Raw genomic sequence first — 12175 nt, forward strand, 5'->3', positions numbered from 1 at the left:
GGCCGGTAGGGGACGGGGACCGGTGCCGACGGGGTTCGCACCGCGGCCACGATCCGTAGACTGACCACCCGTGAAGTCCGACGCGCTGCGGGGCCACCTCGACGCGCTGCTGCTGGCCGTCCTCGACGGCGGCCGACTGCACGGCTACGCCATCATCGAGGCGTTGCAGCAGCGCAGCGGCGGGGTGCTCGACCTGCCCACCGGCACCGTCTACCCGGCGCTGCGCAGGCTGGAGGCGGCCGGTCTGGTCACCAGCGAGTGGAGCACCGTCTCCGGCCGGCAGCGCCGCACCTACCGGCTCACCAGGGCCGGCGAGCGGGCCCTGGCGGCCGAGCGCACCGCGTGGCGCGAGTTCACCACCGCGGTCGACGGCGTCCTCGGAGGTGGACCGTGGCCCGCGCGAGCCTGATCGACGACTACGTCACCGCCCTCGACCGCCGCCTGCGCGGTCCCGCCGCCCTCAAGGACGACCTGCTCGCCGAGGCCCGCGACAGCCTCGACGACGCCGCCGACGCCCACCGCTCCCGCGGCCTGCCCGACACCGACGCCCAGCGCCGCGCCGTCACCGAGTTCGGGCCCGTCACCACCGTCGCCCGCGACTACCAGGGCGTCCTCGGCCTCGCCCACGGCACGCGCACCCTGCGCACCGTCATCCTCGTGCTGCCCCTCGCGCACCTGCTGTGGGAGCTCAACCGCCGGTTCTGGATCGGCGCCTGGGACCCGTTCGCCGTCCCGCCGCCCGACTGGTACCTGCTGGTCGCGCGCGCCAACGACGCCGCCTCCTGGGTCGCCGCGGGCGCCGCCCTCCTGGCCCTGCTCACCTGCCGCGCCCTGGCCCGGCGCGGCGTCGGCGCCACCACCCTGGCCCGGCTCGCCGGCGCGGTCGCCGCCGTCGCCGTCGGCGCGGCCACCACCGGCAACCTCTCGATCATGGCCGCCACCGCGCACCTGGACCCGTCGCGCCTGCTCATGCCGCCGCCCGTGCCGGCCGCGTCGCTGGTCAGCCTGCTGGTCCTGGCCCGACTCGCCGTCCTCGCCCGCGGGTGTGTGGTGTTCTCGTCGGTCTGACCGGCGGTGGTGTGCCACGATCGTGCCGTGACCTCAGCGCTCCTCTACATCGTCGTCATGGCGCTCGTGGCGGCCGTGGTGTTCCTCCTCGCCGCGCTGGTGTTCGGCCGCGGCGAGGAGCTCGCGCCGCTGCCGCCCGGCGCGTCGCCGACCCGGCTGCCCGCCGACGACGTGACGCCCGACGACGTGCGCGACCTCAAGTTCCAGCAGGTCCTGCGCGGCTACAAGATGACCGAGGTGGACTGGGCGCTCGACCGCCTGGCCGGTGAGCTGGAGCAGCTGCGCGCCCGCGTGGCCGAACTGGAGGCCGACCTCGGGAGCGAGCCCGCCCGGCCCGCCGGCGCCGCGGAACCGGAACGGGAGCCCGAACGTGACCCGGCTTGAGCTGCGCGTCGACGTCGACGCCCCCGCCGAGCGCACCTGGGCCGCCCTCACCGACTGGGCGCGGCAGGGCGAGTGGATGCTGTTCACCCGCGTCCGCGTCACCTCCGGCGACGGGGCGAGCGCCGGCAGCGAGCTGTCCGCGTTCACCGGCCTCGGCCCCCTCGGGTTCACCGACACCATGCGCGTCACCGCCTGGGAACCACCCCTGCGCTGCGCCGTCGAGCACACCGGGCGGCTCGTGCGCGGCACCGGCGAGTTCCGCGTCGTCCCGCGCGGCGCGGTCAGCGGGTTCGTGTGGGCCGAGGACGTGAACCCGCTGCTCAACCTGGCCTTCCTGCCCGGCGTGAAGCTGTCCCTGCGCCGGTTCGCCGCCTACGCCCGGGAGTACCCCGCGTGACCCAGCCGCTCGTCCGCTGCCCGTGGGGCGACAGCACGCCCGACTACGCCGACTACCACGACACCGAGTGGGGCGTGGAGCTGCACGGCGACACCGCCCTGTTCGAGCGCATGTGCCTGGAGTCGTTCCAGTCCGGCCTGTCCTGGATCACGATCCTGCGCAAGCGGGACAACTTCCGCGCCGCGTTCGCGGGCTTCGTCCCCGAGGTCGTCGCCGAGTACGGCGACGCCGACGTCGACCGGCTCATGGCCGACGCCGGCATCGTCCGCAACCGCGCCAAGATCACCGCGACCATCGCCAACGCCCGCGCCGTCGCCGACCTCGACGTGCCGCTCGACGACCTGCTGTGGTCGTTCGCCCCCGAGCACCACGCGCGGCCCGCCACCAGCCAGGACGTGCCCGCCGTCACGCCGGAGTCGAAGGCGATGGCCAAGGAGCTCAAGCGCCGCGGCTTCACGTTCCTCGGCCCCACCACCTGCTACGCGCTGATGCAGGCCACCGGCATGGTCGACGACCACATCGCCACCTGCTTCCGGGCGGTCAGCGCCCGGTGAAGACCGGCTTCCGCTTCGCCACGAACGCCGCCACCGCCTCCCGGTGGTCCACCGTCGCCCCCGCCTCGGCCTGCGTGCGCGCCTCCACGTCCAACGCCGCCGCCAGCTCGCCGGAGAACGCCATCGCCTCCTTGATCTTCGCGTAGGCCGTCGTCGGCCCGGCCGCCAGCCGCGCCGCCAGCTCCCGCGCCGCCGACAGCGCCTCGCCGTCCGGCACCACGCGGTTCACCATGCCGATCCGCAGCGCCTCCTCGGCGCCCACCGGCTGCGCCAGCAGCATCATCTCCATCGCCCGGCCGTGCCCGATCAGCCGAGGCAGCGTCCACGACGCGCCCGAGTCCGCCGTCAACCCCACGTTCGCGAACGCCATCAGGAACTTCGCGCCCGCCGCCGCGATCCGCAGGTCGCTCGCGTACGCCAGCGACGCCCCCGCCCCGGCCGCCGTCCCGTTCACCGCCGCGATCACCGGCTTCGGCATCCCCACGATCGCCTTGACCAGCGGGTTGTAGTGCCGCTCCACGGTGTGCAGCGGCGCCGGGTCGCCCGCCTCCAGCAGCGCGACGTGCTCCTTCAGGTCCTGGCCCGCGCAGAACGCCTTCCCCGCGCCGGTCAGCACCACCGCGCGCACCGCGTCGTCCGCCGCGGCCTCCAGCACCGCCTCCAGCAGCCGCTCCTTCAGCGCGACCGTGAACGCGTTGAACGCCTCCGGCCGGTTCAGCGTGAACGTGCGAACGCCCTCGGCGTCGTCGATGAGGAGTTCGGACACAGGTGGACCTCCGAGCTGGTCGTTTGTCTGGCAGGTCGTTCCCCGGGCTCAGTCGTTGCCCAGGCTGTCGTCGACGAACTTGGCCACCGCGGGCGCCAGCCGCGCCGTGTGCCGGTCGAAGAACTCGGCCGCCCCCGTGCCGGGCCAGTCCTCGGGCAGCAGCTCGCGCGGCAGCCCCGGGTCCCGGAACAGGAACTTCCGCCACGCGTGCAGGAACCGCTGCGACGCGGCGAACGCGCCCGCCGGCGACGTGCCGTCCACAGCGGACACCACCGGCTCCCACTCCGCCACGAACCGCGCGTAGTCCTCGCCCAGCGCGCCCAGGTCCCACGCCCGCGCCGCCAGCTCCGCGTCACCGCCCTCGTGCGCCCCGCGGAACGTGCTCGCCCGCACGCCCTCCACCGCCAGCACGTCCCCCAGCTCCGCCGACGGTCGCGGTGCGACCCACGTCACCGGGCCCAGCGCCCCGTAGCCCAGCAGCTGCAACGACGACGCCAACCGCTCCCGCGACTCCCGCACCGGCAGCTCCTCCAGCACCACCACGTGCCACCGACCGTCCCACGTGGACGGCCGGGTGCGGTAGATGCGGGCCGCCGCCTCGTCCAGCCGCCGCTCCGCCCGCGGCGTCATCGCGTACCCCGGGCCGCCCGCCAGGCGCACCGGCGCCAACCAGCCCTGCCGCACCGTCCGCGACACCGCCGTGCGCACCGCGGGCGCGGCGAAGTCCAGCGGCTCCAGCAACCGGACCAGCGCGGCGATGGTCGCCGCGCCGCCCCGCTCGCGGAGGTGGCCGCCGTAGACGTCGAAGAGCGCGGAACGGGCTCGCACGAGAGCCGAGTCTGTCAGGGCCGGCCCGCGACACGCCACAACACCCGGAACGGTCACGACCAGGTGACGACTTCACCCGCTGGGTGGAAGTCCTTGCGGCACGCCGATCCTGGGCCTGATCAGCGCCTCCGGCAAGATCGCCGACCAGCCGCCCCGGAGCCGGAAAGATCGGTTCGGTTTCGCAGGTGAGTCCGCATAGGGGAGAATGGGGGGCGTATCCGGCCCTGGTCGGACGGGGAAGATGTTGACGGAGGGAGCACGCGATGGCGGCCATGAAGCCCCGGACCGGCGACGGTCCCCTCGAGGTGACCAAGGAGGGGCGCGGCATCGTGATGCGCGTTCCGCTCGAGGGTGGTGGCCGCCTAGTCGTCGAGATGTCGGCGGACGAGGCCAACGCCCTGGGCGACGCCCTCAAGGCAGCCGCCGGCTGAGCGGCCGGAGCGAGACAGCGTTCGGCGGGCCCCGGTTTCCACTGTGGAACCGGGGCATCGCTGTCGTGACCGCTCCCCGGTCGGCACCCGTGTCCACGGGCTGTGCGCACAGGCTGTGACCAGCCCCTTTCCCGATCACCAGGAGTATTGACGTGCGTGCGCCGCTGCCCAGCCCGCTGGTCGCCGTCGAGGTGGCCGACACCCCCAGGCGAGGTGTGCCGGCGGTGCTCGTGGCGTTCGCGGGCGACCCCGTGCGCCTGGCTCCCGGCGGGCCCGCCGACGTGGACACCACCGACGTCACCGGCGAGGTGGGCGCCACCGCCAAGAAGGGCGCGACCTGGGTCGTCGGCGTCGGCGACGGGGCGGTCCGCGACTGGCGCCGGGCCGGCGCGTCCCTGGTCCGGGCCCTGCACGGCGACGCGGACAGGACCGGCGTGCTCGGCTACGACGTCCACCTGCCCGCCGACCTGGACCCGGCCGCCGCGACCGCGTTCACCCTGGGCCTGTCGCTGGGCGGGTACCGCTACCGGATCACCGGGACGGAGCAACCCAAGCGGGTGAAATCCGTGCGCCTGGTCCTCCCCGCACCTTCCCCCCCGCTCACCGACGCGGTCCGGCGGGCCGCGGTCCTGGCCGGGGCGACGTCGCTGTCCCGCGACCTGGCCAACGCGCCCTCGAACGTGAAGGACCCGGCCTGGCTGGCCGCCGCCGCCGCGAAGGCCGCCGTCCCGGGCCTGGAGGTCCGGGTGCGCGACGAGAAGTGGCTGGCCGCCGAGGGCTTCGGCGGCGTCCTGGCCGTCGGCCGGGGCTCGGCCCGCCCGCCGCGCCTGGTCGAACTGTCCTGGCAGGGCGCCGGCGGCGGCCCCCACCTGGTGTTCGTCGGCAAGGGCATCACCTTCGACACCGGCGGCATCTCCATCAAGCCGGCGGACGGCATGCACCTGATGCGCACCGACATGTCCGGCGGCGCGGCCGTCATCTCGGCCCTCGTCGCCATCGCCAAGCTCGACCTGCCGGTCCGCGTGACCGGCCTGGTGCCCGCCGCCGAGAACCACGTCTCCGGCAGCGCCTACCGGCCGGGGGACGTGATCAGGCACTACGGCGGCACGACCACCGAGGTGACCAATACCGACGCCGAGGGCAGGCTGGTGCTCGCCGACGCGCTGGCGTACGCGGTGCGGAACCTGGCGCCCGACCACCTGGTGGACGTCGCCACCCTGACCGGCGCGATGAAGGTCACCCTCGGCACCCGCACCGGCGGCCTGTTCGCGACCGACGACACCCTCGCCGCCCGGATCGCGGAGGCCGGCGAGCGCGCCGGTGAGTCCTGGTGGCGCATGCCGCTGCTGGAGGACCTGGCGGAGGACGTGCGGAGCGACATCGCCGACGTGCGCCAGTGCCCGCCGGGACCGGGTGGCATCACGGCGGCGCTGTTCCTGCGCGAGTTCACCGGGGGAGTGCCGTGGGCCCACCTGGACATCGCCGGCCCGGCGCGGGCGGACAAGGCGTACGACGAGGTCGTGCCGGGCGCGAGCGGGTTCGCGGCGAGGACGCTGATCGAGCTGGCGGAGGGCTTCGCCTGAGGGGGAGCCGCACGGCGGGTGACCGCGGGCGGCTCCTCAGAAGTCCAGGCCCACGGTCGCCGGCGCACCGCCCGACACCGCCACCGACCCCAGTCGCGGCAGCACGACCGTGCCCGCCGCCACCGAGAACGTCACCGACCGCACGTCCTCCGGCACCTCCACCACCACCGCCACCGGGAACGCCTCACCGCCGTGGCGCGCGCCCACCAGCGGCGCCCGCGTCCCGTCCGGCAGCGTCACCACCACCAGGTCCACCGTGATCGGCGCGCCGAGCACGGTCGGCAGGTCGCGCCCCTGCAAGCGCAGCTCCAGCAGCGCCTTCCCCGGGGCGGCCGTGGCCAGCTCGTACCGGTCGCCCGACGACACCGGCCGCTGCCGCCCCAGCCGCGCCCGCACCACCTCGACCGACCCGTTCGCCGATCCGAGCGCCACGGGCGTCGAGGCCGACATCGACTCCGGTCCGGCCGACCGCCGCAGCACGCCCGCCACCGCGCCGACGGCCTTCCCCGACGGCACCTCGACGCGCTGCTCCAGGGACTTCGCGCCCACCGTGTTCAGCACCAGCGCCTCCGGCCCGCCGCCGACCGGCACCGTGTAGACGACGAGCACCGTCCCGTCCTCCGGCAACCGGTCCGCGGGCAGCGGGTGCCGCCGCCCCGGTAGGTCCAGCGCCAGTTCCGGGGGCTGCGGCAGCCACCCGCGCCACGGCGTCTGCAGGAACGCGCTGTCGACCTCGTCGTGCTTCACCACCCGCAACCGCAGCACGCGCAGCGCCACGCCGTGCTCGGCCCGCAGCTCGCCCTCGGCCGTCGACCACGACGGCGGCGACGCGTAACCGGTGACCCGCACCTCGAGCTGGTCGTCGCGCACCACGGCCGACGCCTCGTCCACGTCCTGCCCCTCGTCGGGCAGCACGGCGAGGAAGTCCGGCCCGGCCTCGCCGACGTCCTGGTCCGCGGTGGTCTCGCGGCCGTCGGTGCGCACCAGCGTGCCGACCGGCGTGCTGCGCGCGCCCTGGGCGGGCACCTGCGGCGGCCCCACCTCCAGCCGCACGCCGGAGGCGTCGCGCCCGACCTCCTCCAGCGGCACCGGCACCCAGTCGGTCGCCGCGGCCGTGCCGGGCACCTGCACCGGCCCGCACCACAGCCTGCTGTCCACGTCGAACGCCCTGCCGGTGCGGGCGAACCAGCAGCTCACCGCGGCGTCGCTGGTGCGCGCCACGTACCCGAAGGACAGCGTGTAGCTCAGCTCGGCCTCGGCCCGCGCCTGCAACGAGGACCCGTCGACGACCGGCTGACCGCCGATGGTCAACCGGACCTGCTCGGCGCTGAACGCGGGTGCGGCGCACCCGGCGCCCAGCAGCGCGAGCAGGACGACGAACCACCGCATGCGAACCCCCCACCAGTAGCCCCCTGGCCCCTACTGGTTAAAGGCGGTCGCCACCCCGCCCGGTTGCACTCGATGTTCTGTGACGCATGTCACATGCCCTGTCGAACGGTCGTCGAGCGGTCACCCGACGCCGTCCGACGCCGCCCGGTAGACCTCCACCGTCTGCTCCGCCACGGTGGCCCACGAGAACTCCTCCACCGCCCGCGCGCGCCCCGCCCCGCCGAACGCCGCCGCCCGCGCCGGATCGCCCAGCAGCTCGTTCACCGCGTCCGCCAGGCCCTCCCGGAACGCCTCCACGTCGCGCTCGTCGTAGTGCACCAGCAGCCCCGTCCGACCGTGGTCCACCACCTCCGGGATGCCGCCCACGTCCGACGCCACCACCGCCGTCCCGCACGCCATCGCCTCCAGGTTCACGATCCCCAGCGGCTCGTACACCGACGGGCACACGAACACCGTCGACGCCGACAGCACCTGCCGCACCTCCGCCGGCTGGAGCATCCGCTGGATCCACACCACCCCCGGCCGCGCCGCCGCCAGCTCCGCCACCGCGGCCCGCGTCTCCTCCGCGATCTCCGGCGTGTCCGGGGCGCCCGCGCACAGCACGACCTGCGCGTCGTGCGAGATCCGGTGCGCCGCCGCCACCAGGTGGCCCACGCCCTTCTGCCGCGTGATCCGCCCCACGAACGTCACGATCGGCCGCCCCGGGTCGATCCCGTGCCGCGTCAACGCGTCCGTCTCGGGGACCGGGTGGTACGCCGCCGTGTCGATCCCGTTGCGCACCACGTGCACCCGCGCCGGGTCCAGCGCCGGGTAGCAGTCCAGCACGTCGGCCCGCATCCCCTCCGACACCGCGATGACCGCGTCCGCCGCCTCGTACGCCGTCCGCTCGACCCACGACGACACCCGGTACCCGCCGCCCAGCTGCTCCGCCTTCCACGGCCGCCGCGGCTCCAGCGAGTGCGCCGTCACCACGTGCGGGATGCCGTACATCAGCTTCGCCAGGTGACCGGCCATGTTCGCGTACCACGTGTGGGAGTGCGCGACCTGCACGTCACCCAGCGCCGCCGCCATCTCCAGGTCCACCGACAGCGTCGCCAGCGCCGCGTTCGCCCGCTCCAGGCCGTGCGCCGGGTTGTGCGCCCGGGCGTCCGGGCGCGGCCCGCCGAAGGCGTGCACGTCCACGTCCACCAACTCGCGCAACCTCGGCACCAGGAAACCCACGTGCACGCCGGCGCCGCCGTAGACCTCCGGCGGGTACTCCCGTGTCAGCAGTCCAATTCGCACGGGCCCACCGTAACCCCGCTGCCGGGGCAGCCGGGTGAACAAGCGGAGTCCGCGCCGCTTCGCCGTTGGTGGGCCGGTGCCGGCCCGGTTAGGGTCGTTCTCGTGAAAGGGCAACCGCACGTTCTAGGAATTGTCCTCGCCGGTGGCGAAGGCAAACGGTTGTGGCCGTTGACCGCCGACCGGGCAAAGCCGGCGGTGCCCTTCGGCGGTAACTACCGGCTCGTGGACTTCGTCCTGTCCAACCTGGTGAACGCCGGCTTCGTCAAGTTGTGCGTGCTCACCCAGTACAAATCCCATTCCCTGGACCGGCACATCTCGACGACCTGGCGGCTGTCCAATGTGCTCGGCCAGTACGTCACGCCGGTGCCCGCCCAGCAGCGCCTCGGCCCCCGCTGGTACACCGGCAGCGCCGACGCCATCTTCCAGTCGCTCAACCTCGTCAACGACGAGAAACCCGAGCACGTGATCGTCTTCGGCGCCGACCACGTCTACCGGATGGACCCCGGCCAGATGGTCGACCAGCACGTCCGGAGCGGCGCGGGCGTCACCGTCGCCGGCATCCGCGTGCCCCGTGCCGAGGCCAAGGCGTTCGGGTGCATCGACTCCGACGAGACCGGGCTGATCACCCGTTTCCTGGAGAAGCCCTCCGACCCGCCCCACGTGCCCGGCGACCCCGAGGTCACCTTCGCGTCGATGGGCAACTACGTGTTCACCACCGAGGCGCTGATCGAGGCGCTGCGGACCGACGCGGCCGACCCCGACTCCGACCACGACATGGGCGGCGACATCATCCCGATGCTCGTGGACCGGGGGCAGGCGCACGTCTACGACTTCGCCGACAACGCCGTCCCCGGCGAGACCGACCGCGACCGCGGGTACTGGCGGGACGTCGGGACCATCGACGCCTACTACGAGGCGCACATGGACCTGGTCTCCGTGCGGCCCGTGTTCAACCTCTACAACCAGGCGTGGCCGATCCGCACCGCGACCCCGCCGCTGCCACCGGCGAAGTTCATCGCGGGCGGCAGCGCGGAGGACTCGATGGTCGGGCCGGGGTCGATCATCTCCGGGACCGTCCACGGGTCGGTCGTGTCGTCCGACGTGGTGGTCGAGACCGGGTCCGTGGTGCAGGGCAGCGTGCTGCTGCCCGGCGTGCGGATCGGGCGGGGCGCGGTCGTGCGGCGGGCGATCCTCGACAAGAACGTCGTCGTGCCGGACGGGGCGCTGATCGGCGTCGACCCGGCGACGGACCGGCAGCGGTACACCGTGTCGGCGGGCGGCGTGACGGTGCTGGGGAAGGGCGTCACCGCGGGGTGACCGGAGGTGGGACGGCCGTCGTCCCCGGCCGGGCGCGACCGGTGGCGGGCCGGTGCGGTCGAGGTCGGGGACCCCTCGCGGCCGTCCCCGACCGGCCTCAGCCGACCTTCGCCGCCACCAGCAGGCCGTCGCCGAGGGGCAGGATGACCGGCACCAGTCGCTCGTCGTCCCGCACCGCCCGCGCCACCTCGCGCATCGCCACCGTGTCCGGGTCGCGCCGCGACGGGTCGACCACCCGCCCGTGCCACAGCACGTTGTCGAACGCGATCACCCCGCCGGGCCGCAGCAGCCGCACGCCCTCCGCCAGGTACCGGGGGTACTCCACCTTCGCCGCGTCCACGAACACCAGGTCGTAGCCGCCGTCCGTGAGCCTCGGCAGCACGTCCAGCGCCCGACCCATGATCAGCCGCGTCCGGGACACCGCCACGCCGGCCTCGGCGAACGCCGCCCTCGCCGCGCGCTGGTGCTCCGGCTCCACGTCGATCGACGTCAGCACCCCGCCCTCCGGCATGCCGCTGAGCAGGTACAACGCCCCCACTCCGGCCCCGGTGCCGACCTCGACCACGGCCCGCGCCCGCAGCGCGGCGGCGAGGAACCGCAGGGCCGCGCCGCCCCCGGCGCCGATGGGGACGCACCCCAGCCCGACACCCCTGGCGCGGGCGGCCTCCAGCACCGCGTCCTCGGGCAGGTAGCCCTCCACGTACTCGCGCGTCGGCGCATCCACGACGCGAAGGCTAACGCCGTCGGCGTCTGTCCGGGTGGTCCTCCCGACAACCAGGATTCTCAGCCTGCTCTCAGCCGACTCTAACGATGGTTATATGCGGACCGGCGAGGCTGGTCCCACGACAGCAGGACCGCGGGAACACGCCCGGCGCGCCGGGCGTTGGACCGTGCAGCAGGGCAGCCAGCCCACTGGAGGTGCTCGAACCCCCTATGCCAACGCAGCCGACCGCCGCCGCACCGACCGCGCCGATCGACGACGCGGACTGGATCGCGCCCTCGTGGGACCAAGTGGTGCGCGACCACGCCGACCGGGTCTACCGGCTGGCCTACCGCCTGACCGGCAACCAGCACGACGCCGAGGACCTCACCCAGGAGACGTTCATCCGGGTGTTCCGCTCCCTCGCGTCGTACAAGCCGGGCACCTTCGAGGGTTGGCTGCACCGCATCACGACGAACCTGTTCCTCGACATGGCCCGCCGCCGCTCGCGCGTGCGCATGGAGGCCCTGCCCGAGGAGCAGGACCGGATCGCGGGTGACGACCCGAGCCCCGAGGAGGTCTACGACGAGACCCACCTCGACCCGGAGCTGCAGGCCGCGCTCGACGAGCTACCGCCGGAGTTCCGGGCCGCCGTGGTGCTCTGCGACGTGGAGGGCCTCTCCTACGAGGAGATCGGCGCCACCCTGGGGATCAAACTGGGTACCGTGAGGAGCAGGATCCACCGGGGCCGCCAGGCCCTGCGGGTCTCACTCGAACGCCGTCGGGGCCTTGTTCAGGAGGACTCTGCATGACCGAACTGCGAGGATGGCAACTGCCCGAGCAGCACCTGCTGCCCGACGCGGTCGTCGCCTTCGTCGACGGCGAGCTGACCGCCTCCGCGCACAGCCGGGCCTCCGCGCACCTCCAGCGCTGCCCGTTCTGCGCGGCCGAGGCGTACTCGCAGCAGCAGGCGAGGTCGGCGGTGCGCGCCGCCGAGACCCCCTGCGCGCCGGCCGGCCTGCTGGCCAGGCTGGGCGCGATCCCCCAGGAGGTGGAGCTGCCCAGCGCGCCCGACGGCCTCGCGGTCACCGAGGACGGCCAGCTCGTCACCGTGCAGCGCCCCGACCGGGTCGCGTTCGGCAGCGGGCCGGTGCTCGGGCAGTCACGCCCTTTCGGCACCGGTGGCACCGGCGGCGGCAGCCGCCTCGGTAGCGGCTGGTTCGGGGGCCGGCGCGCCCGCCACGGCGCGGGGGTCGTCGTGTCCGGCCTCATGCTCGGCGCCCTGGCGCTGGTCGTGCCCGGCGGCGAGGACCGCGCGCCCACGCCCGCGCAGGGCGGCGGCCCGGAGCCGACGCCCGCCGTCTCGCCGTCCACGGTCGCGGACCACGCCGACCTGATGCGGCCGGTGGCCCGGACCTCGTCGCCCGGCCGCTGACCCCGGCCGCCGATCCTGTCGGCCGGCCCGGTCGAGGGA

15 protein-coding genes are annotated in these 12175 nt (G+C 74.5%); 10 read left to right on the top strand and 5 right to left on the bottom strand.

Annotated features, from left to right (window positions below):
* Window positions 1-70: 70 nt before the first annotated feature.
* The 5 genes from CKY47_RS12570 to CKY47_RS12590 are packed head-to-tail and all read left to right on the top strand — an operon-like array spanning window position 71 to window position 2403.
* A complete protein-coding gene (locus CKY47_RS12570; protein WP_306745908.1) occupies window positions 71-409 on the top strand; it encodes a PadR family transcriptional regulator in 339 nt (112 codons plus the stop codon).
* Entirely contained in the window at window positions 391-1068 is a 678-nt protein-coding gene (locus CKY47_RS12575; RefSeq protein WP_306745909.1) for a permease prefix domain 1-containing protein, read from the top strand. Before CKY47_RS12570 ends, CKY47_RS12575 begins: the two co-directional genes overlap by 19 nt.
* A 27-nt stretch (window positions 1069-1095) precedes the next feature.
* A complete protein-coding gene (locus CKY47_RS12580) occupies window positions 1096-1452 on the top strand; it encodes a DivIVA domain-containing protein (protein ID WP_306745910.1) in 357 nt (118 codons plus the stop codon).
* Window positions 1439-1849: an SRPBCC family protein gene (locus tag CKY47_RS12585; RefSeq protein WP_306745911.1), complete on the top strand. Its 411-nt coding sequence runs from the start codon at window positions 1439-1441 to the stop codon at window positions 1847-1849. The genes CKY47_RS12580 and CKY47_RS12585 overlap by 14 nt, the downstream gene beginning before the upstream one ends.
* Complete coding sequence (locus CKY47_RS12590) at window positions 1846-2403, top strand: DNA-3-methyladenine glycosylase I (RefSeq protein ID WP_306745912.1); 558 nt, start codon at window positions 1846-1848, stop codon at window positions 2401-2403. The genes CKY47_RS12585 and CKY47_RS12590 overlap by 4 nt, the downstream gene beginning before the upstream one ends.
* Here the strand turns inward: CKY47_RS12590 and CKY47_RS12595 are convergent.
* A complete protein-coding gene (locus CKY47_RS12595) occupies window positions 2390-3169 on the bottom strand; it encodes an enoyl-CoA hydratase-related protein (RefSeq protein WP_306745913.1) in 780 nt (259 codons plus the stop codon). The genes CKY47_RS12590 and CKY47_RS12595 overlap by 14 nt on opposite strands.
* 48 nt (window positions 3170-3217) lie before the next feature.
* Window positions 3218-3997 (bottom strand): PaaX family transcriptional regulator, encoded by a 780-nt coding sequence (locus CKY47_RS12600; RefSeq protein WP_306745914.1) that lies wholly within the window; start codon window positions 3995-3997, stop codon window positions 3218-3220.
* A 263-nt stretch (window positions 3998-4260) separates the two neighbouring features.
* Here CKY47_RS12600 and CKY47_RS12605 point away from each other — a divergent pair, with 263 nt between their 5' ends.
* Window positions 4261-4428 (top strand): DUF3117 domain-containing protein, encoded by a 168-nt coding sequence (locus tag CKY47_RS12605; protein WP_012783412.1) that lies wholly within the window; start codon window positions 4261-4263, stop codon window positions 4426-4428.
* Window positions 4429-4580: 152 nt separating this feature from the next.
* Complete coding sequence (locus CKY47_RS12610) at window positions 4581-6011, top strand: leucyl aminopeptidase (protein ID WP_306745915.1); 1431 nt, start codon at window positions 4581-4583, stop codon at window positions 6009-6011.
* A 36-nt stretch (window positions 6012-6047) separates the two neighbouring features.
* On the opposite strand, the gene CKY47_RS12615 is transcribed toward CKY47_RS12610, so the two are convergent.
* Complete coding sequence (locus CKY47_RS12615) at window positions 6048-7400, bottom strand: hypothetical protein (RefSeq protein WP_306745916.1); 1353 nt, start codon at window positions 7398-7400, stop codon at window positions 6048-6050.
* A 120-nt stretch (window positions 7401-7520) separates the two neighbouring features.
* Window positions 7521-8684, bottom strand: a complete 1164-nt coding sequence (gene glgA, locus CKY47_RS12620) for a glycogen synthase (protein ID WP_306745917.1) — start codon at window positions 8682-8684, stop codon at window positions 7521-7523.
* 102 nt (window positions 8685-8786) lie between these two features.
* Here glgA and glgC point away from each other — a divergent pair, with 102 nt between their 5' ends.
* Window positions 8787-10001: a glucose-1-phosphate adenylyltransferase gene (gene glgC, locus CKY47_RS12625; protein WP_306745918.1), complete on the top strand. Its 1215-nt coding sequence runs from the start codon at window positions 8787-8789 to the stop codon at window positions 9999-10001.
* Between the two features lie 97 nt (window positions 10002-10098).
* Here glgC and CKY47_RS12630 read toward each other — a convergent pair whose 3' ends face one another.
* Window positions 10099-10725 (bottom strand): O-methyltransferase, encoded by a 627-nt coding sequence (locus tag CKY47_RS12630; RefSeq protein WP_306745919.1) that lies wholly within the window; start codon window positions 10723-10725, stop codon window positions 10099-10101.
* Between the two features lie 209 nt (window positions 10726-10934).
* On the opposite strand from CKY47_RS12630, the gene sigE reads away from it, so the two are divergent.
* The gene (gene sigE, locus CKY47_RS12635; protein WP_306745920.1) at window positions 10935-11513 is read left to right on the top strand and encodes an RNA polymerase sigma factor SigE; all 579 of its coding nucleotides are present in this window, start codon (window positions 10935-10937) and stop codon (window positions 11511-11513) included.
* The gene (locus CKY47_RS12640) at window positions 11510-12136 is read left to right on the top strand and encodes an anti-sigma factor family protein (protein WP_306745921.1); all 627 of its coding nucleotides are present in this window, start codon (window positions 11510-11512) and stop codon (window positions 12134-12136) included. Before sigE ends, CKY47_RS12640 begins: the two co-directional genes overlap by 4 nt.
* The last annotated feature ends 39 nt before the right edge of the window (window positions 12137-12175 follow it).

It is taken from the genome of Saccharothrix longispora (assembly GCF_030852425.1).
Classification (GTDB): Bacteria; Actinomycetota; Actinomycetes; order Mycobacteriales; family Pseudonocardiaceae; genus Actinosynnema; species Actinosynnema longispora.

Excerpts from the sequence above, each read along its gene's own strand:
- CKY47_RS12615 (WP_306745916.1), bottom strand. The coding sequence starts at position 7,400 with ATGCGGTGGTTCGTCGTCCTGCTCGCGCTGCTGGGCGCCGGGTGCGCC.
- CKY47_RS12640 (WP_306745921.1), top strand. The coding sequence starts at position 11,510 with ATGACCGAACTGCGAGGATGGCAACTGCCCGAGCAGCACCTGCTGCCC.
- sigE (WP_306745920.1), top strand. The coding sequence starts at position 10,935 with ATGCCAACGCAGCCGACCGCCGCCGCACCGACCGCGCCGATCGACGAC.
- CKY47_RS12605 (WP_012783412.1), top strand. The coding sequence starts at position 4,261 with ATGGCGGCCATGAAGCCCCGGACCGGCGACGGTCCCCTCGAGGTGACC.